The sequence below is a fragment of the Nocardioides sp. CPCC 205120 genome (assembly GCF_048654585.1).
GTDB lineage: Bacteria > Actinomycetota > Actinomycetes > Propionibacteriales > Nocardioidaceae > Nocardioides.
Map to the genome: position 1 here is coordinate 1431481 of NZ_JBMCYY010000001.1, position 26851 is coordinate 1458331.

Here is a 26851-nt window from a genome sequence, read left to right on the forward strand (position 1 = left end):
CTCGTCGCCCTCCCCACGGGGCGCCCGCGTGCGCGAGGATGGGCCCATGAGCAACCTGGACACCCGCCCCGACGAGGTGGAGTGCCGCGCGGGCGGCGCGGCGCCGGAGGGCGTGGAGCTGCTGACGCCGCGCGACGTGCCGCTCGGCGGTCCGCGCGCGATGCTGGTGCGGCGCACCCTCCCGCAGCGGCAGCGCTCCCTCATCGGCGCGTGGTGCTTCCTCGACCACTACGGCCCCGACCTCGTGGCCGAGTCGGGCGGCATGGCGGTCGCGCCCCACCCGCACACGGGGCTGCAGACCGTCTCGTGGCTGTTCACCGGCGAGATCGAGCACCGCGACTCGGTCGGCTCGCACGCGATGGTGCGCCCGGGCGAGGTCAACCTCATGACCGCCGGTCGCGGCATCAGCCACTCCGAGGTCTCGACGCCGGGCACGACGACGCTGCACGGCGCCCAGCTCTGGGTGGCGCTGCCCGACGCCCACCGCGACACCGCGCCCGCGTTCCAGCACCACGCGCCCCCGCCGGTCACGGCGCCCGGCGTCGAGGCCCGCGTCTTCCTCGGCTCGCTGCTGGGCTCGACCTCGCCGGTGGCCACCTTCACGCCCCTGCTGGGCGCCGAGCTGGTGCTCGAGCCCGGCACGGCCCTGCCGCTCGACGTGGACCCGGCGTTCGAGCACGGCGTGCTCGTCGACCGCGGGTCGGTCGAGGTCGAGGGCCTCGCCGCCGCGCCCGCCGACCTCGCGTACGTCGCGCCCGGCCGCGAGCACCTGCGGCTCGTCGCCGGCGCCGAGGGCGCCCGGCTGCTGGTGCTCGGCGGCCCGCCGTTCGGCGAGGCGATCGTCATGTGGTGGAACTTCGTGGGCCGCACCCACGAGGAGGTCGTGGCCTACCGGGAGGCGTGGCAGGCCCAGGTGACCGCCGGCGGCCCGGCCGTCGTGACCGACTCCCAGGACGTGGCCGACGGCCGCTTCGGCGTCGTCCCCGGCGACCACATGCCGCCCATCCCGGCCCCGCCGCTGCCCAACGCGCGCCTGCGCGAGCGCCGGTGACCCAGGCCGGCGTGGTCCCGCCCGACGGCACGGTCCTCGGCGAGGACGGGGTGCGGCGCTGCCCGTGGGCCGGCGGCCCCGGACCGATGCGCGACTACCACGACACCGAGTGGGGCCTCGCCGTCACCGGCACGGGGCGGGCGCGCGAGACGGCGTACTTCGAGCGGCTCACCCTCGAGGCGTTCCAGTCCGGGCTGTCCTGGGCCACGATCCTCGCCAAGCGCGACGCCTTCCGGGAGGTGTTCGCGGGCTTCGACGCCGACGTCGTGGCCGGGTACGGCGAGACCGAGCGCGCGGCGCTGCTCGCCGACGCCCGCATCGTGCGCAACCGGGCGAAGGTCGACGCGACCGTCCGCAACGCGGCGGCGGTGGTCGCGCTGCGCGCGGAGGGGCCCGACGCGTTGGCGGCGCTGCTGGAGTCGCACGCGCCGGCGGAGCAGCCCGAGCCGCGGGTGCCGGCCGAGGTGCCGACGACCTCGCCGGGCTCGGTGGCGCTGAGCCGGGCGCTGAAGCGGCGCGGCTTCACGTTCGTGGGGCCGACGACGATGCACGCGCTCATGGAGGCCACCGGCCTGGTCGACACCCACCTGCTGGGGTGCCACCGCCGGGGCGTGCGGGTCGCCGGGGACCGGTGAGGGGTCAGAAGACCCAGTAGCAGCCGATCAGCGCGGGCAGCAGGCCGAGCAGCACGAGCGGGTGGAACGGCGAGCGCCGGTGGATCGCCAGGCCCGCCACCATGCCGAGGACGCCGACCGCGGCCGCGATGACGACAAGACCGACGCGGGCGTCGAGATGGCCGTCGATGGCCGCCGCCGCGACGACGAGGCCGCCCGCGAGGTGGGAGGTCGTGGTCACCGTGAGCACGGACATGACCCACTGCTGCACGCGGCTCAGGCGCGCCTCCGCCTCCTGCGCGGCGCGGGGCGCCGGCGGGTTGGTGAAGTCGATGAGGTGCTTGGCCTTCCTGGGGGCGCGGGGCACCGGCGGCTGCGAGGACACACCGCCACCGTAGCGCCGCCCGCACGGCCACCGGCGGCGCGGTCGGGCGGCGGTGCTTCAATGCCCGCCATGTCCCGGCCCTCCTCCCGGCCCCCGTCGCCGTCCCCGTCGCGCCCCCCGTCGGTCGCGTTCCTCGACGGCCTGCTGCAGCTCGTCGGCGCGTGGCTCGCGGGCGAGGTCGTCGTGCGCACGCTGGGGCTGCCGGTGCCGGGCGCGGTCGTCGGGATGCTGGGCCTGCTCGTCGTGCTGCAGGTGCGCCGGCCGGGGCCCTCCAGCGCGGTGCTGCACGCGGCCGACGGGCTGCTGGCCCACCTGCAGCTGCTGTTCATCCCCGCGGGGGTCGGCATCGTCGCGGTGCTGGCCGTGGTGCGCGACGAGGCGCTCCCGCTCGTCGGCGGCCTGCTGGTCTCGTGGGCGGTCGGGCTCGTGGTCGTCGGCTGGGCGGTGGCGCTGCTGCTCCCGCGCCGGCAGCACGACCGGGGGAGCGGCGCCCCGTGACCCCGCTCGTGGCCCCGCTCGTGACCCCGCTCCTGGCCTGGCAGCCGGGGGAGACCGCGGACTGGCTGCGCACCTCGCCGCTGCTCGGGGTGCTGCTGACCCTGGCCGGCTACCGCGTCGGCCGGGCGGTGCACGCCCGCTGCGGGCGCCACCCGGCGACGCAGCCGGTGCTCGTCGCGGTCGTGCTCGTCGGCGCCGTGCTGCTGGCGACGGGCACGTCGTACGCCGACTACTCCCGCGGCGGCGACCTGGTCGCGTTCCTGCTCGGCCCGGCGACGGTGGCCCTCGCGGTCCCGCTGCACCGCCAGGCCCACCACCTGCGGCGGCTCCTGCTGCCGCTGCTCGTCGCCATCCCGCTCGGCGTGGTGCTCTCGATCGTCCTGGGGTACGGCGTGGTGCGCCTGCTCGGCGGCGACGACGAGCTGGCCACGACGATGGCGCCCAAGGCCGCGACGACACCGGTCTCGATCGTGCTCTCGGCCGACGCGGGCGGGATCGTGGCGCTCACCGCCGTGCTCACCATCGCCGTCGGCATCGTCTCCGCCGTCCTGGGTCCGTGGCTGCTCACCCTGGCCCGGGTGCGCCACCCCCACGCCCGGGGCGTCGCGATGGGCACCGTCTCCCACGGCATCGGCACGTCCCGCTCGCTGGCCGACGACCCGGAGGAGGGCGCGTTCGCCGGCCTGGCGATGGGGCTGACCGCCTTCACCACCGCGGTCGCGCTCCCGCTGCTGCTGCGGGTGCTGTGAGGCGGACGAGCACACGGGGGGCAGGCAGGGGGATTCCGCCGCGGGTGACCCGCCAGTAGCCTCACGCCGCATGACACGTGTGCACGCCTTCGGCGACGACGCCCTCGGCACCCTGGACGCCGTCGGGCTCGTCGAGCAGCTGGCCGCCGGCCACGTCTCCGTCCCCGAGGTGGTCGACGCGGCCCTCGATCGCTGCGAGCGGGTGGACGGCGCCCTGAACGGGCTGGCGCAGGAGGCCTTCGAGCGGGCCCGGGCCGAGGCGCGCGCCCCGCGGGCGGGCTACTTCTCCGGCGTGCCGACGTTCGTGAAGGACAACGTGGACGTGCGCGGCCTGCCCACCCAGGACGGGTGCGACGCCTACGTCTCGCCGCCCAAGGCGGCGGACGGCGACTTCTTCCGCATGTACGGCGCGACCGGCCTGCTGCCCCTCGGCAAGACCCAGCTGTCGGAGTTCGGGTTCTCGGCCGCTGCGGAGCACCCCCGCCTCGGTGCGGTCCGCAACCCGTGGAGCACCGACCACACGGCGGGCGCGTCCTCGGCCGGCTCGGCCGCCTTCGTGGCGGCGGGCGTCGTGCCGATCGCCCACGCGAACGACGGCGGCGGGTCGATCCGCATCCCGGCCGCGGTCTGCGGCCTCGTCGGGCTCAAGCCGACCCGCGACCGGCTCGCCCAGGACGAGGTGCACCGCGGCATGCCCGTGCGCATCGTCGCCGACGGGGTCGTCACCCGCAGCGTGCGCGACACCGCGGCGTACCTGCGGGAGGCCGAGAAGGTCTACCGCAACCTGCGCCTGCCCCCCGTCGGGGACGTCACCCGGCCCGGCCCGGCGCGGCTGCGGGTCGCGGTCGTGACGACCTCCGTCGGCACCGCCGCCACGCCCGAGGTGCGGGAGCAGACCCTCGAGGTCGCCCGGCTGCTGGAGGAGCTGGGTCACCACGTCACCGAGCTGGACGCCCCGCCCGTGCCGGCCTGGTTCAAGGACGACTTCCTCCTCTACTGGGGGTTCCTGTCGACCTACCTGGTGCGCTCCGGCCGGTTCACGCGGCAGCGGTGGGACCCCTCCCGGCTCGACAACCTGACGCTCGGGCTCGCCCGCTACTCGGCCCGGCGCATCCACCGGCTGCCGCGGGCGGTCGCGCGCCTGTCGGCCTCGCACCGCATCACGGCGCGGCTGTTCGCCGAGCACGACGTGGTCCTCACCCCGACCGTCACGGGGCCGACCCCGCTCGTGGGCCACCTCGACCCGACGCAGCCGTTCGAGACGGTCATCGAGCGGCTCATGGAGTGGGTGGCGTTCACGCCGCTGCAGAACGCGACCGGGGACCCCGCGATCTCCCTGCCGCTGGCCACCTCCGCGGAGGGCCTGCCCCAGGGGATGATGTTCAGCGCCGCCCGCGGCCGGGAGGCGCTGCTGCTCGGCCTGGCCCTCGAGCTCGAGGCCGCCCGTCCCTGGCGCCACCTGCACGAGGTCTGAGCGCCCGGGCGGGCCCCGCTCAGGGGGTGGCGGGGTCGACCGCGTCCGCGGCGTCCGCCAGGCGCCCGGCCGCACGGGCCAGGAGCCGGCCCGCCAGGGCGTCCGCCACCCGGGCGCCGAGCACCTCGACGTACGCCGCGGCCTCGCCCATCGCGCGGGCCGGGTCGGGCTGCAGGTCGGTGACGGCGTGGACCGCGGTGAAGCCGGCCGCGGCGAGCGCGTCGGGGGACAGGGTGGTGCGACCGCAGACCGCGAGGGTGGGTACGCCGGCCCGCGTCGCCGCCGCGAGCACGCCGACGGGCGCCTTGCCGTGCAGCGACTGCTCGTCGAGCGAGCCCTCGCCGGTGACGACCAGGTCGGCCCCGGCGACGACGTCGTCGAACCCGACGAGGTCGAGCACCGCCTCCACGCCGGAGGCCACGGTCGCGCCCGCGCCGGCGATCGCGCCGTACCCCGTGCCGCCCGCCGCACCGGCGCCGGGGACCAGGGCCGAACCGCCCACCCCGGCCGCCACGTCGAGCACGTGGGCCCAGCGGATCAGCTCGCGCTCGAGACGGTCGACGTCGTCGGGGGTCGCGCCCTTCTGCGGACCGTAGGTCGCCGCCGCGCCGTCGGGGCCGAGCAGCGGGTTGTCGACGTCGGTCGCGAGCACGAGCCGGCGTCCGTCGAGCAGGGCGCGGACGGGCACGAGGTCGACGTGAGTGGCCGCGCGCAGCGCCACGCCGTCCACCGCGGCGCTCGCGCCGAGCAGCTCCTCGGTCCCGAGGCCGGCGCCGAGCAGGTCGGCCGGGGCGTCGGGCCCCGTGCGCAGCACGGTGCCGAGCGCCGTCCCGAGCCCGGCGCCGAGACCGAGCAGCAGCCCCGCCCCGCCGTCGGTCGAGCTGCTGCCGCCGAGGCCGAGGAGCACCTCGCGGCACCCGGCGGCCAGCGCGGCGGCGACGGCCTCGCCCGTGCCGGTGGTCGCCGCGGCCAGCGCGGTCGCGCTCGTGGGTCCCCCGGGCAGCCGCAGCAGGCCCGAGCAGTCCGCGAGCTCGACGACCGCGTGGTCGCCGCGCCGCGCCCACGCGGTCTCGACGGGGTCGCCGAGCGGGCCGGTCACCGTCACCGGCACGCGCTGGAACCCGGCGCTCAGCACCGCGTCGAGCGTGCCGTCGCCGCCGTCGGCGACGGGCACCCGGCTCACCTCGGGCTCGACGCCCGCGGGCACCTCGCCGGCGGCGGCGAGCTCGGCCCAGCGCCGCCGCAGCCCGGTCTCGAGCGCGTCGGCCACCCCGGCCGCCGTCAGCGACCCCTTGAACTTGTCGCTGGCCAGCACGACGCGGGGGGCGCCCACGCCGGTCGCCGAGCCGCTCACCGGGCTCACCGGGCGACCGCCGCGCCCGCGGCGCGGCCGGCGGACGCACGTGTGCGGCCCCGGGCGGACGTCCCGCTCGCCGTGCTGGGGGCGACGGCAGGGGCGGGGGCCGCGGCGGTCGAGCCGCGCACGACGAGCCGGCCCGCGACGGGGTGCCGGCGGGGCCGGGTGGTCGGTTCCTTGAGCGCGAGCATCAGCGCGTCCTCCCCCATCTGGGCCATGGGCAGCTTGTACGTCGTGAGCGCGGGGCTCAGGTCCATCGCCACGGCGACGTCGTCGAAGCCCGTGACCGACATCCGGCCGGGCACGGAGACGCCCGCCTCGCGGAGCACGGACAGGCAGCCGATCGCCATGTCGTCGTTGAGGGCCAGCACCGCGGTCGTGTCCGGGTGCTCGGCGAGCACGCGGCGGGCGCACTCGCGGCCGCCGTCCCGGGTGAACGCCGCCTCGATGACGGGGACGGAGGCCGGGTCGACGCCGGCGTCGCCGAGCGCGGCGTGGACGCCGGCCATGCGGTCGGCGATGGTCGTCAGCGCGGGGGAGCCGGTCACGATCGCGAGCCGGCGGTGCCCCAGACCGAGCAGGTGGTCGGCGACGGCGCGGCCGCCGGTGTCGTTGGGCGGGATGACGGCGTCGGAGCCGAGGTGGTGGCGGCCGATGACGGCCACGCGGCCGCCCTTCTCGGCGTACCGCTCGAGCTCGCGGCGGATGGGCAGCTCCACCTCGGGGTCGACGAAGCCGGAGCCGGAGACGACGATCGCGGCGACCCGGTGGGCCGCCAGGGTGCGGACGTGCCGCAGCTCCGCCTCGGGGTCGCGCCCGGTGTGGCAGACCTGCAGCGAGAGCCCCTCCGTGTCGGCGAGGCGGAGGAGACCGCTCGCGATCTCGGAGAAGTAGGGGTCGCCGATCTCGTGCACGACCAGGCCCACGGTGCGGTTGTGGCCGCCCGCCAGCGTGCGGGCGTGCACGTTGGCGACGTAGCCCAGCTCGTCGGCGTGGCGGCGCACCGCCTCGGCGACGGCGGGACGGACGCCGGGCGTGCCGGCCAGCGCCCGGGACGCCGTGGCGATGGAGACGCCCGCCGCCCGAGCGACGTCGATGAGCCGGGGCCCGCCCTCCTTGCCCGCCATGCGTCCACCTCCGGGACCGTTCCTGAGAATTGGTCGATTGTGACCCTTGCCACAAGCAGCCTGCTCGCCTACCTTACCGTAAGCGCTTACGTAAGCGCTTTCATCGACGAAGGGCAGCACGACCATGAGGCTTGGACCGACGAGGCGACCGACCCGGCGACGCACTGGCGTCGCCGCCATGGCCTGCATCGCACTCGCGAGTGCCGTCGCGGGCTGCGGGCTCGGCGGGGGCGCCGGCAGCGAGGGTGGCGACGACGAGATCGTCATCGGCATCTCCCTCCCGCTCACCGGCGACTTCAGCGAGCCCGGCAAGGGCGTCCAGCGCGGCTACGAGGCGTGGGCGGACTACACGAACGAGAACGGCGGCCTGCTCGGGAAGCAGGTGCGACTGGTCATCCTGGACGACCAGTCGAACGCCGACCGCGTGGCGTCCGACTACGAGCGGCTGATCAACCAGGAGGGCGCCGACCTGATCTTCGGCCCCTTCTCCACCCGTCTCGTCGTGCCCGCCGCGCAGGTGGCGCAGGACTACGGCTTCCTCTTCGTGGAGCCGGCCGGCGCCGCGGACGAGGTCTTCGAGCAGGGCTTCGACAACCTGTTCTACGCGGCCCCCGCGGTCGCGGACGACCACTACAACCTGCTCGCCGAGCACATCCTGGCGATGCCGGAGGACCAGCGGCCCAAGACCGCGGCGTACGCGACCATGGACGACCCGTTCGCCCAGGGCACCGCCTACGGCCTGCGCGACAAGCTGGCCGCGGCCGGCGTCGAGACCGTGGTCGACGAGGTCTACCCGCCGAACACGACCGACTTCTCCAACATCGCGGCGCAGATCGCCGACTCCGACGCCGACATGGTCGTCGGCGGCACGCAGTACCAGGACGCGGTCAACCTCATCGTGTCGCTGCAGCAGCTGGGCTACCAGCCGGACCTGGCCGCCTTCTCCACGGCGCCCACGAACCCGGAGTTCCCGGCCGCGATCGGCGAGCGGGTCGACGGCATCGTCTCCCCGACCGGCTACACGCCCGAGGCGACGTTCCCCGAGAACCAGGAGTTCGTCGAGTTCTTCACCGAGAAGCACGGCCACGCGCCGAGCGAGGACGAGGCGAACGCCTGGACCACGGGCGAGGTCGTCGCGGCCGCGGTGGAGGGCGCCGACTGCGCCGACCCGTCGCAGGAGTGCCAGCAGAGCCTCATCGACTGGCTGCGCGACAACGAGGTCGACACGGTCGTCGGCCCGCTCACCTGGGACGCGCAGGGCCGCCCGGAGAGCGCGCACCTCATCCAGCAGTACGTCGACGGGGAGATCCGCATCGTGATGCCGACCGACCTCGCCGAGGCCGAGTTCGTCTTCCCGAAGCCGGCGTGGTGAGGCGACGGTGTCCGGATCCCTGCTCTTCCAGACCCTCATCCTCGGCGTCCTGCTCGGCGGTCTCTACGCCCTGCTCGCCGCCGGCCTGACCCTCTACTTCGGTGTCATGCGGGTCGTGATGATCGCCCACTCGGCGTTCCTCATCCTCGCGGCCTACCTCGCGTGGTTCTTCCACCGCGAGACCGGGCTCGACCCGCTCCTGTCGCTGGTGGTGACCGTTCCGCTGTTCTTCGTGATCGGCTACCTCATGCAGCGGGGGCTCATCTCCCGCCTGCGCCCGGCGACGCTGACGATGATGTCGGTGCTGCTGACCTTCGCGATCGCCCTGACGATCGAGGGCCTGCTCGGCTTCTTCTTCACGGGGACGCAGCGCCGCATCAACCTCGGCTACTCCGGGTCGAGCGTCGAGGTCTTCGGCGCCCACATCGCGGTGGTCAAGCTCATCGCGTTCGCCCTGGCGGCCGCCGCGCTCGTCGCGCTCTTCGCCCTGCTGAAGCTCACCCGCTTCGGCCAGGCCCTGCGCGCCACGATCCAGCACCCCGAGGCGGCCCGGCTGCTCGGCGTCAACACCGACCGCATCGCGGGCTTCGGCTTCGGCCTGGGCCTCGCCACCGCCGCGATCGGCGGCACGGCGCTCGCGCTGGACTCGACCATCTACCCCTCGCTGCACTGGCACTGGATCGGCCCGCTGATGGCGATCATCGTCGTCGGCGGCCTGGGCAGCATCCCGGGCGCGGCGATCGCGGCCCTGCTGCTCGGCGTGGGCCAGAGCCTGCTGCAGATCCCCATGGGGACCACGTGGGCGCAGACGGTCTTCTACATCGCGCTCTTCGCCACGCTCCTCGTCCGTCCCCAGGGATTCTTCGGAGGTCGTCTTGCCCAGCGCTTCTGACACCACCACGGGTGCCGCGCCGGCCGGCGCCGCCCCCGGCGGCGCCAAGGAGCGCCGCTCCCGCTTCGACACCACGCTCCTCGGCGGCAAGATCGCGCTCCTGGTCGTCATCGGCGCCCTCGTGCTCGTCTTCCCGCAGATGGCCGCGGACCCGTTCATCCTCTCGGTGGGCGTCGTCATCGCCAGCTACGCGGCGCTCGCCGTGTCGTGGAACTTCGTCGGTGGCTTCACCGGCTACATCTCGCTCGGCCACGCGGCGTACTCGGGCCTCGGCGGCTACGCGACGGCGCTCTTCATCACCCGCGCCGACCTGAACCCCTGGGTCGCGCTGATCGTCGGCGGCCTGCTCGTCGCCGTGCTCGCGGTGCCGATCGGCATCGCGTCGCTGCGGGTGCGCGGCGCCTCGTTCGTGATCGTCTCGATCGCGCTGGTGCTCATCCTGCTGCTCGTCGCCCAGTCGTGGGCGTCGCTGACGGGCGGCGCCCAGGGCCTGCGGGTCCCGCGGCCCTTCGGCGAGGACGTGCTGCGGCCCGAGCAGCACGAGCGGTTCTTCTACATCCACGTCGCGTTCATCGTCGTCGCCCTCGCGCTGTGGTGGGCCATCGACCGCTCGCGCTTCGGCATGGGCCTCAAGGCCATCCGCGAGGACGAGGACAAGGCCCAGGCGCTCGGTGTGCCCACCGGTGGCTACAAGCTCACGGTCTTCGTGATCTCCGCCTTCTTCACGGCGGTCGCCGGCGGCCTGTACGCCCTGTGGTTCGGCTACCTCGACCCGATCTTCCAGTTCTCGATCCTCATCGGCTCCTACATGGTGCTGATGAGCCTGCTGGGCGGCCTGCGCAGCCTCATGGGCCCCGTGCTCGGCGCGGTGATCGTGGGTTACTCGCTGGAGTTCTTCAAGGTCCACTACGGCGACTCGCAGTTCCACCTCGTCGCCCTCGGCCTGCTGCTCGCCCTCGTCGTGCTCTTCATGCCCGACGGCGTCCTGCCGGCGGTCGGCGCGCTGGTCGACCGGTTCCGGCCCGAGAAGCGCACGTCCATCCGCGAGATGACCGCCGAGGAGCTGCTCGAGCACAACCGCCGCCTCGACGGCGGGACCGGTACGCCGGAGGGCACGGCCTCGCCGGCCGGCTCCGGCCCCGGTGCCACCGACGCCGAGCGCGACCTCGCGACCGTCCCGCCCCGAGAGGAGCAGCGATGACCAGCACCGTCCCCGTCGGCGGCGCCACCGCCGCCGCCACGACCGAGCCGTCGCTCGAGACGCGCGGCCTGACGAAGAGCTTCGGCGGCGTCCGTGCCGTCGACGGCGCCGACGTCACGTTCCACCGCGGCAAGATCAACGCCCTGATCGGGCCGAACGGCTCCGGCAAGACGACGTTCTTCAACTGCGTCACCGGGATGATCAAGCCCGACAGCGGGAAGGTCACGCTGGGCGGCAACGACATCACGGGCAAGCCGCCGCACCGCATCGCCGCGGCCGGCATCGGCCGCAGCTTCCAGCTGTGCCGGATCTTCCCGCGCCTCACGGTGCTGGAGAACATGCTCGTCGGCGTCCGCTCGCCGTCGGTGCTGCACCGCATGGGCGGGGCCCGCAACGGCGACGACATCGCGAAGGCGCGCGAGCTGCTGCGCCGGGTCGGCATCGACCACCTCGAGTCCTCCGAGGCCCGGGACATCTCCTACGGCCAGCAGAAGCTCCTCGAGCTGGCCGGCGTGCTGATGGTCGACCCCGACACGATCATGCTCGACGAGCCGGCCGGCGGCGTGAACCCGGCGCTCATCGGCCGCATCGGCACGCTCGTGCGCGAGCTCAACGCCGAGGGCCGCACGTTCGTCATCGTCGAGCACAACATGGACATGGTGATGAGCCTGTCCGACCACGTCGTCGTCTTCGACCGTGGCCGCCCCATCGCGGAGGGCCCGCCCTCCGTCGTCCAGAACGACCCACGAGTCCTGGAGGCCTACCTTGGTGTCTGACGCCCCCCGCCACGCCGCCCCTGCCGACCGGTCCCCGGCCGGCGGGACCCCGGCCGAGCGGCCGCTGCTCGAGCTCGTCGACGTCGAGGCCGGCTACGGCCGGGCCGCCCTGGTGCTGCGCGGGCTCACCGTGCGGGTGCCGGCGGCCACGATCGTGTGCCTCGTCGGCCCCAACGGCGCCGGCAAGTCCACGGTGCTCAAGGTCGCCAGCGGCATGCTCACCCCGCGCTCCGGCAAGATCCTGGTCGACGGCAAGGACGTCACCCGCAACGGCGCCCAGGACATGATCAAGTCCGGCCTGTCGCACGTCCTCCAGGGCCACTCGGTCTTCAAGGAGATGACCGTCGCGGAGAACGTCGGCCTCGGCGCCTACACGGTGCGCGACAAGGCGGTCATCGCCGAGCGCACCGACTTCGTGAAGACGCTCTTCCCGATCGTGGCCGAGCGCTGGGGCGACCTCGCCGGGTCGCTCTCGGGCGGCCAGCAGAAGCAGGTCGAGTTCGCCCGCTCGCTGATGGTGAGCCCCAAGGTCGTCCTGCTGGACGAGCCCAGCATGGGTCTCGACCCGAAGCGGACCACGGCGATGTTCGAGCAGATCGTGCGCATGCGCGACGCGGGCATCGCGGTGCTCCTGGTGGAGCAGAACGCCCGCCGGGCCCTCGAGACCGCCGACATCGGCTGCGTCCTCGACCTGGGCCGCGTCCACATCACCGGTCCCGCGCCGGAGCTCCTGGCCGACCCGCGCCTCGCCGAGCTGTACCTCGGCGGCCGGCCCGCGGTGTCCGCCGGCGCCTGACCTCCCCGAACCCAGCAGGAAGTAGAGACGAATGACCGTCCACACCCAGCGCATCATCATGAACGGCGTCACCGGCCGCATGGGCTACCGCCAGCACCTGCTGCGCTCCGTCCTCGCGATCCGGGACGAGGGTGGCATCGAGCTGCCCGACGGCGACCGCATCCAGGTGGAGCCGATCCTCGTCGGCCGCAACGCCGAGAAGCTGCGTTCGCTGGCCGCCCAGCACGACGTGGCCGACTGGACCACCGACCTCGACGAGGCCATCGCCGACGACACGGCGGCCGTCTACTTCGACGCGCAGGTCACCTCCGAGCGCAAGAAGGCGATCCTCAAGGCGCTGGCCGCCGGCAAGCACATCTACACCGAGAAGCCGCTGGCCGAGAGCGTGGAGGAGGGCCTCGAGATCGCGGAGGCGGGCGCTGCGGCCGGCACCATCAACGGCGTCGTGCACGACAAGATCTACCTGCCGGGCCTGGTGAAGCTGAAGCGCCTGATCGACGGCGGCTTCTTCGGTCGCGTGCTGTCGGTGCGCGGCGAGTTCGGCTACTGGGTCTTCGAGGGCGACTGGCAGCCGGCGCAGCGTCCGAGCTGGAACTACCGGGCCCAGGACGGCGGGGGCATGGTCCTCGACATGTTCTGCCACTGGAACTACGTCTTCGAGCACCTCTTCGGCCGCGTCGACGCCGTCATGGCGAAGGCGGTCACGCACGTCCCGGAGCGCTGGGACGAGCAGGGCAACCGCTACGACGCGACGGCCGACGACGCGGCGTACGGCATCTTCGAGATCGGCGACACCATCGTGTCGATGAACTCGTCGTGGGCCACCCGCGTGGAGCGCAAGGAGCTCGTCGAGTTCCACGTCGACGGCACCCACGGCTCGGCGGTCGCCGGTCTCTTCGGCTGCCGCATCCAGCCGCGGGAGCGCACGCCGAAGCCGGTGTGGAACCCCGACCTGCCCACCGACATCGACTTCCGCGCGCAGTGGGACGAGGTGCCCGACAACCAGGTCTTCTCCAACGGCTTCCGCGCGCAGTGGGAGGAGTACCTCGTCGACGTGCACCTGGGCCGTCCGCACCCGTACGACTTCATGTCGGCGGTCCGTGGCCTCGAGCTCGTCGACGCCGGCCTCACCTCCTCGCGCGAGGGTCGCCGCGTGGTGATGGAGACGAGGACGTCGTGACCTCCAGCACCACGACGCTCGCCGAGCCGGACGGCGCGCTCTCCGCGGGGGAGAGGACGGACGGTCCCCTCGTGCGGCTGCCGCGCCGCGACGGCTCGCTCCACGCGCTGCGCCTGGGCGCCCCGGGGGCCTGGGTCGACCACCCGGGCCGCTACGCCAGCCGGGAGGTGTTCGCGGCCGCGCACGTGGTCGCGGACCCCTTCGGCGACAACACCCCGGGCGCGCCCGCGGCCATCGACTGGGACGCGACCCTGGCCTTCCGCCACGAGCTGTTCCGCTACGGCTTCGGCGTGGCCGAGGCGATGGACACCGCCCAGCGCAACATGGGCCTGGACTGGGCCGGCACCCAGGAGCTGGTACGCCGGTCCGCGGCGCAGGCGCGCTCCGTCGGCGCCCGCATCGCCTCGGGCGCCGGCACCGACCACCGGGGCGTGCTGACCACGCCCGACGAGGTGCTCGAGGCCTACCTCGAGCAGGTCGCGCACGTCGAGGACTGCGGCTCGCAGGTCATCGTGATGGCCTCGCGCCAGATGGCCGCGGTCGCCCGCGACGCCGCCGACTACGCCCACGTCTACGGCCGGATCCTCGAGCAGGTGTCCGAGCCGGTGGTGCTGCACTGGCTGGGGGAGGCCTTCGACCCGCTCCTGGCCGGCTACTGGGGCAGCGGCGACGTCGACGAGGCCACCGCCACGTTCCTGGCCGTGGTGCGCGAGCACGCGGCCAAGATCGACGGGGTGAAGGTCTCGCTGCTCTCCGCGGAGCACGAGCGGGGCCTGCGGGCCGCGCTGCCCGAGGGCGTGCGCCTCTACACGGGCGACGACTTCAACTACCCCGAGCTGATCCGCGGTGACGGCACGCACCACTCGGACGCGCTGCTCGGCGCGTTCGCCGCCGTGGCCCCGGCCGCGTCGGCGGCGCTGACCGCGCTCGACGCGGGGGACCTCGCGACGTACGACGCGGCGATGGCGCCGACACTGCCGCTCTCGCGCCACCTGTTCGAGGCCCCGACGTTCCACTACAAGACCGGCATCGCGTTCCTCGCGTGGCTCAACGGCCACCAGCGGGGCTTCACGATGCTCGCCGGTCTCCAGGCGGGACGCGACGCGGTGCACCTGGGCCGCGTCGTCGAGCTGGCGGACGCCGCCGGCCTGCTCCGCGACCCGGAGCTCGCCGCGGCGCGCTGGACCGAGCTCGCCGGGGTGCTGGGGGTCGAGGGATGAGCGCACCCGTCGACCAGCCCGTCGACCAGCCGCAGGGCGCCCCCGCCCGCGTGCCCACGCCGGAGCCGGGGGACCCGCGCCTGGCGCGGCTCTCGCTCAACCAGCGCACCACGGCGTCGTGGTCGCTGGCGGAGGCGGTCGAGGGCTGCGTCGCGGCCGGGCTGCCGTCGATCGGCGTGTGGCGCGAGCCGGTCGCCGAGGTCGGGCTCGACAAGGCGGTGCGGATGATCTCCGACGCCGGCCTGCGGGTCTCCTCCATCTGCCGCGGGGGCTTCTTCACGGGCCCCGCGGCCACGGCTCGGGCGGCGCACGACGAGAACCTCCGCGCCCTCGACGAGACCGCCGCGCTCGGCGCGCCGGTGCTCGTCCTGGTGCCCGGCGGGCTGCCGGAGGGCGACCGCGACATCGCGGGCGCCCGGGGCCGGGCCGCCGAGGCGGTCGCGGCCCTGGTGCCGGAGGCGCAGGCGCGGGGGGTGCGGCTCGGCATCGAGCCCATGCACCCCATCTACGCGGCCGACCGCGGCGTCGTCTCGACGCTCGCCCAGGCCCTCGACCTCGCCGAGCAGCACCCGGTGGACGCGGTCGGCGTCGTCGTCGACACCTTCCACCTGTGGTGGGAGCCCGACGTGCTCGAGCAGGTGGCGCGCGCGGGGGACCGCGTGGCGTCGTACCAGCTCGCGGACTGGATCACGCCGCTGCCGCCCGACGCCCTGCTCTCGCGGGGCATGGTCGGCGACGGTCACGTGGACTTCGCCTCCTTCACCGCCGCGGTGGCCGCCACCGGCTACGCCGGCGACGTCGAGGTGGAGATCTTCAACGCGGACCTGTGGGCCGCCCCCGGTGACGAGGTCGTGGCCACCCTCGCGCGCCGTTACGTGGAGCTCGTGGAGCCCCACCTGGCCTGACTGCTCCACCCCCGCCGGTCGGGTCCGGCGGGTTCCTCTCGGGAAGGAACACCATGAACGGTCGCAGCGCGTCCACCGTCGTACGCCGTCGCACCGCCCTCCTCGCCCCGGTCGCCCTCGCGGCCGGGGCGGTGGCGGGACCGCTCGCGGGCCCCGCCGCCGCGGGCGGCGGGCACCGTCGCACCGCCGTCGTCAGGCCCCGGGCCCGCGCGTCCGACTGGGCGCCCCTCACCCCCGCCAAGTGGGCCTTCACCGGCCGCGACGTCGTGCTCGTCGAGCGCGGCACGGCACCGACGGGCCCCCGTCGCCCCTTCGAGTACGCCGTGGTGACCCGCGGCCCCGCACTGTCGTCGTTCCGGCTGACGGCGGAGGTGCGCATCGACGAGCCGGTCACCCGCAACGACCGCGACGTCGTGCTCGTGTGGAACTACACGTCCCCGACGCGCTTCCACTACGCGCACCTGTCGCAGGACAACACGATCTACCCCCACAACGGGCTGTTCCGCGTCGAGGACGCCGACCGCCTGCGCATCGACGACCAGTGGGACGGCACCGTGGGTGCACCCCCGGCGATCGACGACACCGACTGGCACCGCGTGCACCTGGACGTCGACGTCCGCACCGGTCGCATCGCCGTGCGCCTCGACGGCGCGCGCGAGCCGCTGATGACCGCCACCGACCGCACCTTCACGGGGGGCCGGATCGGCTTCGGGTCGTTCGACAACCACGGCCGCGTCCGCGGTCTCGTCGCGCTCGGGACCGTCGCGGTCTGAGCGCCCGCGCCGCGCCGGGGACCCCCGCGCGGCGCCCACCGAGCACGCCGCCCCCGGCCCGAGGGGTCGAGGGCGGCGCGGCTGCCGGCGGCCACCGGCAGCGGTTTCATCAACCACCCCCACGGTAACGCGGGGGAGACGAGGAGCACGTCTGATGAGAAGCACCCGAAGGTGGGCCGCAGCCGCGGCCACCGCGCTGGTCGTGGGGCTGATCGGCCCCGCCACCAGCGCCGGGGCCGGGACCGACGACCGGATCGCCGACCCCGTGCCGAACGACCCCGCGCAGGCCTCCCTGGGCCTCGTGCTGGAGGAGTACCACCAGTTCCCCAGGACCGAGACGGTGCCGCCGGCGACCGACTACCGCCTCCAGCGCCACGCCCGCATCAACCACATCGGCGACGTGCCCGACGGGTCCGGCCGCCAGTTCGTGCCCGACCTCAACGGACCGCTCTACTTCCTCGAGGACGGCGAGGAGCAGGTCTACCTCGACGTGCGGGCCCAGTTCCCGGACTTCTTCTCCGGCCGCGGCATGGGCACGGGCTTCGGCTTCGCGACCTTCCACCCGGAGTTCGAGACCAACGGCGTCTTCTACACGGTCCACAGCGAGCAGTTCGGCGCCATCGGCACCAAGCCGCTGACCTACCCGGGCCAGAGCCGTGAGTTCTCCCACTCGGTGGTCACGGAGTGGACCGCCGAGGACCCGTCGGCCGACACCTTCAGCGGCACCCGGCGCGAGGTCATGCGCCTGGGGTTCTTCTCGCAGATCCACGCGATCCAGCAGATCGACTTCAACCCGACCGCGCAGCCGGGCAGCGCCGACTACGGCCTGCTCTACCTCGCGGTGGGCGACGGCGGCGCCGCGCTGGGCACCGACGTGCCCCAGGACCCCGCGACGCCGTACGGCAAGATCCTGCGGATCGACCCGACGGGCACGAACGGCCCCAACGGCCAGTACGGCGTGCCCGCCGACAACCCGTTCGTCGGCCAGGAGGGCTGGATCGGCGAGATCTACGCCCTGGGCATGCGCGACCCGCACCGCTTCTCGTGGGACTCGGCCCGGCCGCACCGGATGTACCTCGGCCACATCGGCCAGCGGGCCATCGAGGCCGTCTACGAGGTCCGCGCCGGCGACAACTTCGGCTGGAGCGAGCGCGAGGGCCGGTTCACGTTCGACCCGGACGACGAGTGCGCCCTGTACCCGCTGCCGGAGGACGACGAGCAGTACGGCTACACCTACCCGGTCATCGCCTACGACCACGACCCGCCGGCCGGCTGGCCGTGCGCGGCCGACTCCGGTCACGCGATCGGGGGCGGCTACGTCTACCGCGGTCGTCTGCCCCACCTGCGCGGCAAGTACGTCTTCGGTGACATCGTCGACGGGCGCGTCTACTGGGCCCAGGCCAACCAGATGCGCCAGGAGCGCGACCGTGAGGCCGACCTCAACGAGATGCAGCTGTTCGACACGTCGGGCCGCCGCGTGCGCATGACCGACCTCGCGGGCGACACCCGCGTCGACCTGCGCTTCGGCACCGACTCCGCCGGTGAGCTCTACCTGCTGGCGAAGGCGAACGGCAAGGTCTGGAAGGTCGTCGGCACGAAGATCGCGCCGCGCACCGACCCGGTCTCGCCGTCGGTCGCCGACGACGTCGTGGCGCGCTACGACTTCGAGCACCCGCTCGCGGTCGACGGCACCCGCGAGGAGGACGCGGGCGCGTCGGGCACGCTGCTCAACCTGGTCAACGGGGGCAAGCGCCAGCGGGTGCTCGACCCCGCCTTCGGTGGCAGCATCTCGTCGCTGCAGACGCAGCAGGTGAACCCCGGCCAGGCGGGCAACGACGACTGGCGGGCCGGCGTCTACGACCCGAACGGCGTCGCGAGCCTCGACCGGTTCGCCGGTGCCGAGCAGATCACCGTCATGGGCTGGTTCAAGATGAGCGGCGACCAGTACCCGCTGCTGAACTCGAACACGCCCGCGCCGGACGACCGCTACAACGCGGTCGGCCTCGCCGGGGTGCTGAGCGGCAACTCGGACGGCCACGGCGTCCGGGCGCTGCTGGAGCTCATCAACGTGGACGGTCAGCTCAAGCTGGTCGCCCTCGGTCGTCGCCTCGACGACGGCGCCTCGAAGACGCTGGCGGCCCACGCCGACTGGCGCACGATCCTGCCGGCGGACACCTGGGTGCACCTGGCGGCGACGTTCGACTACACGACGGGCGAGATGCGGCTCTACCGCAACGGGCTGCCGCTGCGGGCGTCGTACACCACCACGGGCGACCCCTGGCAGGTGGACGGCACGGGCACCAGCCCGACGCTGCCGCGCGGCATCAAGATCGGCGGCTCCTACCCGCAGAACACGCGCGAGCAGAACCCGTGCAACTGCCGCATGGACGAGCTCGTGTTCCTCGACCGGGCCATCCGCCCGGGGGAGGTCGCGGCGCAGTACGCGCGCTACCGCGTCTCGCGGTGACGCGCTGAGCACCTGAGCGTCCGTCCCGTGCAGGAGGCCCGGAGACCCCGTGGCCGACTGCGCGGGACGGACGTGCGCGTGGTAGGAAAGTGCCTGGTGAGGGCGTCGTATGACGCTGTCGCGAGGGCATGCGGAGTCGATTTCTCGTTCCCGACCCGCGTGTGTATGCTTCCTCGTCGCTTGCCCCTTTAGCTCAGTCGGCAGAGCGTCTCCATGGTAAGGAGAAGGTCTACGGTTCGATTCCGTAAAGGGGCTCTGGGTTGGATTCCCGGGTCCGGTCACGCGACCGGACCCGGGAGCCCTCCGCCCGGAATGGCGGGGTAGCTCAGGTGGTTAGAGCACACGACTCATAATCGTGGTGTCGCGGGTTCAAGTCCCGCTCCCGCTACAAGACCTGACGCAGCAACACGACGCAGCAACGACCAGAAGGACTTCTCCCGTGGCCTCCAAGAGCTCCGACGTTCGCCCCAAGATCACGCTTGCGTGCGTGGACTGCAAGGAGCGCAACTACATCACCAAGAAGAACCGTCGCAACGACCCCGACCGCATGGAGCTGAAGAAGTTCTGCCCGCGCTGCCGGACGCACACGGGTCACCGCGAGACCCGCTGACGGTCCCTCCCGCTCGTGTCGAGACGGCCGCTCCCCGCACCGGGGGGCGGCCGTCTCGCCGTTCGCAGGAGACCGGGTGGTAACCGCTAGCGTGAGACGCATGAGCCTGGACAGCACGCTGGTGGGGCGCACGTTCCCCGCGACCAGCCCGTACCGCGTCAGCGAGGAGCGGGTGGCGGAGTTCGCCGCGGCGAGCGGCACGCCGTACACCCCCGGGGGCCCCGTGCCCGCGACCTTCCCGATCGTGCTGGCGTTCGCCGCCATGAGCGACTTCCTCGACGAGGTGGGCGTCGACCTGTCCCGCATCGTCCACGGGGAGCAGAAGTTCGCCTACGCGCGCCCGCTGGCGGTCGGCGACGAGCTGAGCACGGGCCTGACGGTCGCGTCCCTCCGTCAGATCGGCGGCAACGACATCATCGGCATCCGCAGCGACGTCACCGACGCCGACGGCGTCGCGGTGTGCACCACCAGCGCCGTGCTCGTGCACCGGGGCGGTGCCGCGTGAGCGCCGCGCTGGAGGCCGGGCAGGTGCTCGAGCCCCGCACGTACGCCGTCACCCGCGCCGACCTCGTCCGGTACGCCGGGGCGAGCGGCGACCGCAACCCGATCCACTGGTCCGACCGGGTGGCGACCGCGGTCGGCCTGCCGGGCGTCATCGCCCACGGCATGTTCACCCAGGCCCTCGCGGCCCGCGCCGTCGCGGAGTGGACCGACGGCGCCGAGGTCGTCGAGCTGGGCGCGAAGTTCACGAACCCGGTCGTCGTGCCCGACGACGACGCGGGCGTGGAGGTGGTCGTCGCCGGCACCGTGCGCTCCGTCGATGACGGCCTGGCGCACCTCGCCCTCGAGGTCACGTGCGGGGGCACGAAGGTGCTCGGCAACCCCCGGGCGGTCGTCCGTGCCTGAGGCCGGTCCCGGCCCGGCCCCGGTGCTGCTGGCCGACCACACGACGCTGCGCCTCGGGGGCCCGGCGCGCCGCTTCGTCGAGGCCACGACGACCGACGAGCTCGTCGCCGTCGTGCGCGCGGCCGACGCGGCGGGCGAGCCGGTGCTGCTCGTGGCCGGCGGCTCCAACCTCGTGGTGGCCGACGCGGGCTTCGACGGCACCGTCGTGAAGGTCGCGACGCGCGGCGTCGTGGCCGACCACGACGCCGAGGGCGGCGACGCGGCCAGCTGCAGCGGGGTCACCGTCACCGTCGCGGCGGGGGAGCCGTGGGACCCGTTCGTCGCCCGCGCCGTCACCGCGGGCTGGGTGGGCCTCGAGGCGCTCTCGGGCATCCCGGGTGCCGTCGGGTCCACGCCCGTGCAGAACGTCGGGGCCTACGGCCAGGAGGTGGCCGACACGATCGCGTCGGTGCGCACCTGGGACCGCGCCGAGGACCGCCAGCGCACGTTCCTCGCCGCCGACTGCGGGTTCGGCTACCGCCACAGCCGGTTCAAGGCCGAGCCCGACCGCTACCTGGTGCTCGAGGTGACCTTCCAGCTGCGCGTGGGCCGCCTGGGCGGGCCCGTGCGCTACGCCGAGCTCGCGCGCACCCTCGGGGTCGAGCCGCGGGAGCGGGCGCCGCTGGCCGACGTCCGCCGCGCCGTCCTCGCGCTGCGCTCGGGCAAGGGCATGGTGCTGGACGACGCCGACCCCGACACCTGGAGCGCGGGGTCGTTCTTCACCAACCCGATCCTCGACGCCGAGCAGGCGGCCGCCCTCCCGGCGGAGGCGCCGGCCTTCCCGCAGCCCGACGGGCGCGTCAAGACGAGCGCCGCCTGGCTCATCGACCACGCGGGGTTCGGCAAGGGGTACGCCGTGCGGCCCGACGCCCGCGCGAGCCTCTCCACGAAGCACGCCCTGGCGCTGACCAACCGCGGTGGCGCGACGACGGCCGAGCTGCTCGAGCTCGCCCGCACCGTGCGCGACGGGGTGGAGCGGGCGTACGGCGTGCGCCTCGTCAACGAGCCCGTGACGGTCGGCTGCGCCCTCTAGGCGGGGGCGGCCAGCCAGGCGTCGACGTCGGCCAGGCAGGCGGCGCGGAGGTCCTCGGGCATGCGGGCCGCCCGGAACGACATGCGGGCCAGCTCGGCCAGCACGTCGTCGCCCAGGTCGTGCGCCGCGCGCATCGTGGCGTACTGGCCGGCCAGCCGGGAGCCGAACAGCAGCGGGTCGTCGGCGCCCAGCGCCACCGTGGCGCCGGCCGCGAGCAGCTCGGGCAGCGGCACCGAGGTGAGGTCGGAGAACACCCCGAGGGACACGTTCGAGGTCGGGCACACCTCGAGGGCCACCCCGGCAGCCACCACGCGGTCCAGCACCCGGGGGTCGTCGGCGGCCCGCACGCCGTGGCCGATGCGGTCCGCGCCGAGGTGGTCGAGCACCGCCGTCACCGAGGCGGGGCCGAGCAGCTCGCCGCCGTGGGGCACGAGCGCGAGGCCCGCGCGCCGGGCGATCGCGAAGGCGCGGGCGAAGTCCGCCGTCGTGCCGCGTCGCTCGTCGTTGGACAGCCCGAACCCGACGACGCCGCGTCCGGCGTACTGCGCCGCCAGGCGGGCCAGCGCCCGGGCGTCCAGCGGGTGCCGCGTGCGGTTCGCCGCGACCACGAGGGCCATGCCGAGCCCGGTCGCGGCCGAGGCCTCCCGCACGGCGTCGAGCACGAGGTCGGTGAACGCGGTCATGCCGCCGAAGCGCGCGCCGTACCCGCTCGGGTCGACCTGGATCTCCAGCCAGCGCCCGCCGTCGCGCACGTCGTCCTCGGCGGCCTCCCGCACGAGCCGGCGGACGTCGTCGGGCGTGCGCAGCACCGAGCGGGCCACGTCGTAGAGGCGCTGGAAGCGGAACCAGCCCTTCTCGTCGCCCGCCGAGAGCCGCGGCGGCCAGTCGCGCACCAGGGCGTCGGGCAGGGCGACCCCGTCGCGCTCGGCCAGCTCCAGGAGCGTCGCGTGCCGCATGGAGCCCGTGAAGTGCAGGTGCAGGTGGGCCTTCGGCAGGGTGGTGATCGAGCGGGCCGGGGCGTCCATGGGCCTCACCCTAGGCGGGGCCCCCGTGGCTCGGCGGGTGGCCCGAGAGGTGGCGCCGGGGTCGCGCCCGCGACGCATTTGGACGCGGTGCGACCCGAACCCCTACACTCGGCTGCTGGTGGTCCTGCCACAGGATCCGCTGCGCCCGGGAGACCGGGGGCGCCGGATGCTCGGGGACCGCCGTAGGGCACTAGCTCAACTGGCAGAGCATCGGTCTCCAAAACCGAAGGTTGGGGGTTCAAGTCCCTCGTGCCCTGCGAGGAACACCGTGGTCCCGGTCCCCGGGAGCGCGGACGCACAGAAGGCGACGAAGGGTGGACAGCGTGTCGGACGAGAGCGCGGTGCGCAGCTCGAGGGACGACGACGCTCGTGGTCCGGAGGAGCGCAAGCCCCGGACCGGTCCGCTGACCTACTACAAGCAGGTCGTCGCCGAGCTGCGCAAGGTGGTCTGGCCGACGCAGCCGCAGCTCGTCACCTACTTCATCGTGGTGATGGTGTTCGTGCTCGTCATGATGGTCCTCGTCTCGCTCCTCGACCTCGGCTTCGGAAGGCTGAGCTTCGAGATCTTCACGACGAGCGAGTGACCGGGTCCACCGACCCCCGTCGCAGCCCGCGACATCCCCAGCAGTAGAAGGACAGATGACGGAGCAGAACGTGTCGGAGCAGCACGACGCCCTCGGTGACGAGGAGACGACGGTCGAGACCACGCCGGAGGCGGAGGACGCGACCCCCGTCCTCGACGAGGAGGCCGACGACGTCGAGGCGCCCGACGCCGACGACGACGCTGCCGACGACCTCGGTGACGCCCTCGGTGAGGACGCGGCCGACGAGCCGACCGCCGAGGACGCCGTTGCCGACGACGACGACGCCGACGCCGACGCCGACGCCGAGGAGGAGGACCCCCTCGAGCAGTTCCGTCGCGAGCTGTGGGCGAAGCCGGGCGACTGGTTCGTCGTGCACACCTACTCCGGCATGGAGAACCGGGTGAAGGCGAACCTCGAGAACCGCATCATCTCCCTCAACATGGAGGACTACATCCACGAGATCGTGGTCCCCACCGAGGAGGTCGCGGAGATCAAGAACGGCCAGCGCAAGCTGGTCCGCCGCACCGTGCTCCCCGGCTACGTCCTCGTCCGCATGGACCTGACGGACGAGTCGTGGGCCGCCGTGCGCCACACGCCGTCCGTGACCGGCTTCGTCGGTCACAGCAACCAGCCGGTGCCGCTGAGCCTCTCGGAGGTCGAGAGCATGCTCGCCCCGGCGGTCGAGGCGAAGGCCGCGGCCGACGCGCAGGCCGCGGGCATCCCCGCCGCCGCCGGCGCCCCGCAGGTCAAGCGCCCCGTCGAGGTCGCCGACTTCGACGTGTCGGACTCGGTGATGGTGGTGGACGGCCCGTTCGCCACGCTCCACGCGACGATCACGGAGATCAACGCCGAGTCGCAGAGGGTCAAGGCCCTCGTCGAGATCTTCGGCCGGGAGACCCCGGTCGAGCTGAGCTTCAACCAGATCCAGAAGGTCTGACCGCAGGTCGGACCCGCTGGCTCCGGTCGGAGCCGCGACACCAGGTGGCAGAGGACGGCGCACGCGCCCGACTCGTCAAGACCACGAGAACAGGAAGAGGACCCAGGACATGCCTCCGAAGAAGAAGATCGCTGCACTCGTCAAGGTGCAGCTGCAGGCCGGCGCCGCGACGCCCGCCCCGCCGGTCGGTACCGCGCTCGGTCCGCACGGCGTCAACATCATGGAGTTCTGCAAGGCGTACAACGCCCAGACGGAGTCCATGCGCGGCAACGTGGTCCCGGTCGAGATCACGATCTACGAGGACCGCTCGTTCACCTTCGTCACCAAGACCCCTCCGGCCGCGGAGCTCATCAAGAAGGCCGCCGGCCTGAAGAAGGGCTCGAGCGTCCCGCACAAGGACAAGGTCGCGAACCTGACGAAGGACCAGGTCCGGGAGATCGCCACGACGAAGCTCCCCGACCTGAACGCGAACGACATCGACGCCGCGATCAAGATCGTCGAGGGAACCGCCCGCTCCATGGGCATCACCACCGACTGACCTCGCCCGTCGGCCGGTCCCGGCCGGCCACGAGCCCCCCATCGCACCTGTGGCAGAGCCGCGCTGGCTCGACGACCACACCTGGCAGGAAAGAGACCCAGACATGCAGCGCAGCAAGACCTACCGCGCAGCGGCCGAGGCGTTCGACAAGGACGAGCTCCACAGCCCGCTGCAGGCCATCACCCTCGCGAAGTCGGTGAGCAAGAAGAAGTTCGACGAGACCCTGGACGTCGTCATGCGTCTCGGCGTCGACCCCCGCAAGGCGGACCAGATGGTGCGCGGCACCGTCAACCTGCCCCACGGCACCGGCAAGACCGCCCGCGTCCTCGTGTTCGCGAACGCGGACAAGGCCGACGCCGCCCGTGAGGCCGGCGCCGACTTCGTCGGTGGCGACGAGCTCATCGAGAAGGTCAGCGGCGGCTGGACGGACTTCGACGCCGTCGTCGCCACGCCCGACATGATGGGCAAGGTCGGTCGCCTCGGTCGCGTGCTCGGCCCCCGCGGCCTCATGCCGAACCCGAAGACCGGCACGGTGACGCCCGACGTCGCGAAGGCCGTCACGGAGATCAAGGGCGGCAAGATCGAGTTCCGCGTCGACCGCCACGCGAACCTCCACTTCATCATCGGCAAGGCCTCCTTCTCCGAGTCGCAGCTCGCGGAGAACTACGCCGCCGCCCTCGAGGAGGTGCTGCGGCTCAAGCCGTCGGCCTCCAAGGGTCGCTACATCAAGAAGGTCACCGTCTCCACGACGATGGGCCCCGGCATCCAGGTCGACCCCAACCGCATCAAGTCGGTCGCGACCGACGAGGAGATCTGAGCGCCCAGCGCTCACCTGGCACCGCAGCAGTACCCGCACGCAGGCCCGTCCCGGTTCGCCGGGGCGGGCCTGCGTCGTCGCCGGCCTGCGTCCTCCCCCCGGGTGGTGGGGCGGTGCGCGGTCCCGATTTGGTACGGCGCCCCCCGCGCCGTACAGTCTCGTCTCGCAACCAGAGACCGCCGGTCGTCGCGTCGTGCCCCCGGGCCCGGAGCGACCGAAGGTGCCGCAGCAGCGGACGACCAGCGTAGGTGCGGAGAGTGAGAACCGGCGCGCGAGCGCCGCTGCCCACGCCCCGAGCCTGCGCTCGGGGCGTTCGTCGTTCCGCGGGCCGGGCGACGGTCTCGACGACCGTAGTTCGGAAGGAGACCCATGGCGCGGCCAGAGAAGACTGCCGCCGTCGCGGAGATCGTTGAGTCGTTCAACGATGCCGCCGGCGCTGTGCTGACCGAGTACCGCGGTCTCACCGTGAAGGAGCTGCAGACCCTGCGGCGCTCCCTCGGCGAGAACGCCAACTACGCCGTGGTCAAGAACACGCTGGCCAAGATCGCCGCCAACGAGGTGGGCATCGACGGCTTCGACGACCTGCTGACCGGCCCGACCGCGATCGCCTTCATCAAGGGCGACGTCGTCGAGGCGGCCAAGGGTCTGCGTGACTTTGCCAAGGCGAACCCCGCCCTCGTCATCAAGGGCGGCGTCCTGGACGGCAAGCAGCTCGACGCTGCCGAGATCGCCAAGCTGGCCGACCTCGAGTCCCGTGAGGTGCTGCTGGCGAAGGTTGCCGGCGCGCTGACCGCGACGCTGTCCCAGGCGCTCTACGCGTTCAACGCCCTCCCCTCGCAGACCGCCCGGCTCGCCGCGGCCCTGCAGGAGAAGGCCGAGAACGACCCCACAGTCCTCGCAGGTGGTGCCGGTGAGCCGGCCGCAGCCGCTGCCGAGGAGTCCCCGGAGGAGCCCGCCACGGCGGACGCCACCGAGGACACCCCCGCCGAGGCCTGAGGCCGAGGCACCCACCACCTGAGATAACCCGGTCCGTCGGTCGTCGACCACGGGCCTGAGAAGGAAGGAACGCCACCATGGCGAAGCTCACCACCGACGAGCTCCTCGAGGCTTTCAAGGAGCTCACCCTCATCGAGCTCTCCGAGTTCGTGAAGCAGTTCGAGGAGACGTTCGGCGTCACCGCCGCCGCTCCGGTCGCCGTCGCGGCCGCCGCCGGCCCGGGTGCCCCCGCCGCCGAGGCGGAGGCCGAGAAGGACGAGTTCGACGTCGTCCTCGAGTCCGCCGGTGACAAGAAGATCAACGTCATCAAGGAGGTGCGCGCCCTGACCTCCCTCGGCCTGAAGGAGGCCAAGGAGCTCGTGGAGTCGGCCCCCAAGGCCGTCCTCGAGGGCGCCAACAAGGAGACGGCCGAGAAGGCCAAGGAGGCCCTCGAGGGCGCCGGCGCCACGGTCACGCTCAAGTGACTCCTGCCCGGGTCGGTTGACCCGGGCCCGCCGGGACCTCGTCCCGGCACCTGTCGCGAGGGCGG

29 protein-coding genes and 3 tRNA genes are annotated in these 26851 nt (G+C 73.5%); 28 read left to right on the plus strand and 4 right to left on the minus strand.

Going from position 1 to position 26851, the window contains the following annotated elements; translation table 11 throughout:
* Positions 1-46: 46 nt before the first annotated feature.
* Together ACOACO_RS06670 and ACOACO_RS06675 are read left to right on the plus strand one after the other, a co-directional pair.
* Complete coding sequence (locus tag ACOACO_RS06670; protein ID WP_420295461.1) at positions 47-1051, plus strand: pirin family protein; 1005 nt, start codon at positions 47-49, stop codon at positions 1049-1051.
* Positions 1048-1686, plus strand: a complete 639-nt coding sequence (locus ACOACO_RS06675) for a DNA-3-methyladenine glycosylase I (protein WP_420295462.1) — start codon at positions 1048-1050, stop codon at positions 1684-1686. The genes ACOACO_RS06670 and ACOACO_RS06675 overlap by 4 nt, the downstream gene beginning before the upstream one ends.
* 4 nt (positions 1687-1690) lie before the next feature.
* Here ACOACO_RS06675 and ACOACO_RS06680 read toward each other — a convergent pair whose 3' ends face one another.
* Positions 1691-2050 carry a hypothetical protein gene (locus ACOACO_RS06680; RefSeq protein ID WP_420295463.1) on the minus strand — a complete coding sequence of 120 codons (360 nt, stop codon included), beginning with the start codon at positions 2048-2050 and terminating at the stop codon, positions 1691-1693.
* Positions 2051-2119: 69 nt separating this feature from the next.
* Between ACOACO_RS06680 and ACOACO_RS06685 the strand changes: the two genes are divergently transcribed.
* From ACOACO_RS06685 to ACOACO_RS06695, 3 genes are all read left to right on the plus strand, one after another.
* Positions 2120-2548 carry a CidA/LrgA family protein gene (locus ACOACO_RS06685; RefSeq protein WP_420295464.1) on the plus strand — a complete coding sequence of 143 codons (429 nt, stop codon included), beginning with the start codon at positions 2120-2122 and terminating at the stop codon, positions 2546-2548.
* A complete protein-coding gene (locus ACOACO_RS06690; RefSeq protein WP_420295465.1) occupies positions 2545-3297 on the plus strand; it encodes an LrgB family protein in 753 nt (250 codons plus the stop codon). Before ACOACO_RS06685 ends, ACOACO_RS06690 begins: the two co-directional genes overlap by 4 nt.
* Positions 3298-3367: 70 nt before the next feature.
* The gene (locus ACOACO_RS06695; protein WP_420295466.1) at positions 3368-4771 is read left to right on the plus strand and encodes an amidase; all 1404 of its coding nucleotides are present in this window, start codon (positions 3368-3370) and stop codon (positions 4769-4771) included.
* Positions 4772-4790: 19 nt separating this feature from the next.
* Here ACOACO_RS06695 and ACOACO_RS06700 read toward each other — a convergent pair whose 3' ends face one another.
* On the minus strand, positions 4791-6134 hold the full coding sequence (locus tag ACOACO_RS06700) for a glycerate kinase (protein ID WP_420295467.1): 1344 nt from the start codon (positions 6132-6134) through the stop codon (positions 4791-4793).
* Positions 6131-7255, minus strand: coding sequence for a LacI family DNA-binding transcriptional regulator (locus tag ACOACO_RS06705; protein ID WP_420295468.1), 1125 nt, complete (start codon positions 7253-7255; stop codon positions 6131-6133). The genes ACOACO_RS06700 and ACOACO_RS06705 overlap by 4 nt, the downstream gene beginning before the upstream one ends.
* 178 nt (positions 7256-7433) lie before the next feature.
* On the opposite strand from ACOACO_RS06705, the gene ACOACO_RS06710 reads away from it, so the two are divergent.
* From ACOACO_RS06710 to ACOACO_RS06785, 16 genes are all read left to right on the plus strand, one after another.
* Complete coding sequence (locus ACOACO_RS06710) at positions 7434-8627, plus strand: amino acid ABC transporter substrate-binding protein (RefSeq protein WP_420295469.1); 1194 nt, start codon at positions 7434-7436, stop codon at positions 8625-8627.
* 7 nt (positions 8628-8634) lie between these two features.
* On the plus strand, positions 8635-9519 hold the full coding sequence (locus ACOACO_RS06715; protein ID WP_420295470.1) for a branched-chain amino acid ABC transporter permease: 885 nt from the start codon (positions 8635-8637) through the stop codon (positions 9517-9519).
* A complete protein-coding gene (locus ACOACO_RS06720) occupies positions 9503-10720 on the plus strand; it encodes a branched-chain amino acid ABC transporter permease (protein WP_420295471.1) in 1218 nt (405 codons plus the stop codon). Before ACOACO_RS06715 ends, ACOACO_RS06720 begins: the two co-directional genes overlap by 17 nt.
* Positions 10717-11496 carry an ABC transporter ATP-binding protein gene (locus ACOACO_RS06725; RefSeq protein WP_420295472.1) on the plus strand — a complete coding sequence of 260 codons (780 nt, stop codon included), beginning with the start codon at positions 10717-10719 and terminating at the stop codon, positions 11494-11496. Before ACOACO_RS06720 ends, ACOACO_RS06725 begins: the two co-directional genes overlap by 4 nt.
* On the plus strand, positions 11489-12292 hold the full coding sequence (locus ACOACO_RS06730; protein ID WP_420295473.1) for an ABC transporter ATP-binding protein: 804 nt from the start codon (positions 11489-11491) through the stop codon (positions 12290-12292). Before ACOACO_RS06725 ends, ACOACO_RS06730 begins: the two co-directional genes overlap by 8 nt.
* A 31-nt stretch (positions 12293-12323) precedes the next feature.
* The gene (locus ACOACO_RS06735) at positions 12324-13472 is read left to right on the plus strand and encodes a Gfo/Idh/MocA family protein (RefSeq protein WP_420295474.1); all 1149 of its coding nucleotides are present in this window, start codon (positions 12324-12326) and stop codon (positions 13470-13472) included.
* Positions 13469-14692 carry a dihydrodipicolinate synthase family protein gene (locus ACOACO_RS06740; RefSeq protein WP_420295475.1) on the plus strand — a complete coding sequence of 408 codons (1224 nt, stop codon included), beginning with the start codon at positions 13469-13471 and terminating at the stop codon, positions 14690-14692. Before ACOACO_RS06735 ends, ACOACO_RS06740 begins: the two co-directional genes overlap by 4 nt.
* Positions 14689-15597: a sugar phosphate isomerase/epimerase family protein gene (locus ACOACO_RS06745; RefSeq protein ID WP_420295476.1), complete on the plus strand. Its 909-nt coding sequence runs from the start codon at positions 14689-14691 to the stop codon at positions 15595-15597. Before ACOACO_RS06740 ends, ACOACO_RS06745 begins: the two co-directional genes overlap by 4 nt.
* Positions 15598-15650: 53 nt before the next feature.
* The gene (locus ACOACO_RS06750) at positions 15651-16370 is read left to right on the plus strand and encodes a hypothetical protein (protein ID WP_420295477.1); all 720 of its coding nucleotides are present in this window, start codon (positions 15651-15653) and stop codon (positions 16368-16370) included.
* Positions 16371-16524: 154 nt separating this feature from the next.
* The gene (locus tag ACOACO_RS06755) at positions 16525-18837 is read left to right on the plus strand and encodes a PQQ-dependent sugar dehydrogenase (protein ID WP_420295478.1); all 2313 of its coding nucleotides are present in this window, start codon (positions 16525-16527) and stop codon (positions 18835-18837) included.
* A 182-nt stretch (positions 18838-19019) separates the two neighbouring features.
* Positions 19020-19092 (plus strand) — tRNA-Thr (locus tag ACOACO_RS06760).
* A gap of 59 nt (positions 19093-19151) precedes the next feature.
* Positions 19152-19225 (plus strand) — tRNA-Met (locus ACOACO_RS06765).
* A 51-nt stretch (positions 19226-19276) separates the two neighbouring features.
* Positions 19277-19447 (plus strand): 50S ribosomal protein L33, encoded by a 171-nt coding sequence (gene rpmG, locus ACOACO_RS06770; RefSeq protein WP_277497354.1) that lies wholly within the window; start codon positions 19277-19279, stop codon positions 19445-19447.
* A 100-nt stretch (positions 19448-19547) separates the two neighbouring features.
* Complete coding sequence (locus ACOACO_RS06775; protein ID WP_420295479.1) at positions 19548-19952, plus strand: FAS1-like dehydratase domain-containing protein; 405 nt, start codon at positions 19548-19550, stop codon at positions 19950-19952.
* The gene (locus ACOACO_RS06780) at positions 19949-20353 is read left to right on the plus strand and encodes a MaoC/PaaZ C-terminal domain-containing protein (protein WP_420295480.1); all 405 of its coding nucleotides are present in this window, start codon (positions 19949-19951) and stop codon (positions 20351-20353) included. The genes ACOACO_RS06775 and ACOACO_RS06780 overlap by 4 nt, the downstream gene beginning before the upstream one ends.
* The gene (locus ACOACO_RS06785) at positions 20268-21425 is read left to right on the plus strand and encodes a UDP-N-acetylmuramate dehydrogenase (protein ID WP_420295481.1); all 1158 of its coding nucleotides are present in this window, start codon (positions 20268-20270) and stop codon (positions 21423-21425) included. The genes ACOACO_RS06780 and ACOACO_RS06785 overlap by 86 nt, the downstream gene beginning before the upstream one ends.
* Here the strand turns inward: ACOACO_RS06785 and ACOACO_RS06790 are convergent.
* A complete protein-coding gene (locus tag ACOACO_RS06790; RefSeq protein WP_420295482.1) occupies positions 21422-22450 on the minus strand; it encodes an adenosine deaminase in 1029 nt (342 codons plus the stop codon). The two genes, ACOACO_RS06785 and ACOACO_RS06790, sit on opposite strands and share 4 nt — an antisense overlap.
* Positions 22451-22634: 184 nt before the next feature.
* On the opposite strand from ACOACO_RS06790, the gene ACOACO_RS06795 reads away from it, so the two are divergent.
* The 7 genes from ACOACO_RS06795 to rplL all read left to right on the plus strand — a co-directional run bounded on the left by ACOACO_RS06795 (position 22635) and on the right by rplL (position 26786).
* Positions 22635-22707 (plus strand) — tRNA-Trp (locus ACOACO_RS06795).
* A gap of 66 nt (positions 22708-22773) precedes the next feature.
* Positions 22774-23034 (plus strand): preprotein translocase subunit SecE, encoded by a 261-nt coding sequence (gene secE / locus ACOACO_RS06800; protein ID WP_346812509.1) that lies wholly within the window; start codon positions 22774-22776, stop codon positions 23032-23034.
* Positions 23035-23089: 55 nt separating this feature from the next.
* Positions 23090-23971 (plus strand): transcription termination/antitermination protein NusG, encoded by an 882-nt coding sequence (gene nusG / locus ACOACO_RS06805; protein WP_420295483.1) that lies wholly within the window; start codon positions 23090-23092, stop codon positions 23969-23971.
* A 109-nt stretch (positions 23972-24080) separates the two neighbouring features.
* Positions 24081-24509, plus strand: coding sequence for a 50S ribosomal protein L11 (gene rplK / locus ACOACO_RS06810; protein ID WP_277497350.1), 429 nt, complete (start codon positions 24081-24083; stop codon positions 24507-24509).
* A gap of 103 nt (positions 24510-24612) precedes the next feature.
* Complete coding sequence (gene rplA / locus ACOACO_RS06815; protein WP_420295484.1) at positions 24613-25326, plus strand: 50S ribosomal protein L1; 714 nt, start codon at positions 24613-24615, stop codon at positions 25324-25326.
* Between the two features lie 369 nt (positions 25327-25695).
* Entirely contained in the window at positions 25696-26322 is a 627-nt protein-coding gene (gene rplJ, locus ACOACO_RS06820; RefSeq protein ID WP_420295485.1) for a 50S ribosomal protein L10, read from the plus strand.
* 77 nt (positions 26323-26399) lie between these two features.
* Positions 26400-26786 carry a 50S ribosomal protein L7/L12 gene (gene rplL / locus ACOACO_RS06825; protein WP_420295486.1) on the plus strand — a complete coding sequence of 129 codons (387 nt, stop codon included), beginning with the start codon at positions 26400-26402 and terminating at the stop codon, positions 26784-26786.
* The last annotated feature ends 65 nt before the right edge of the window (positions 26787-26851 follow it).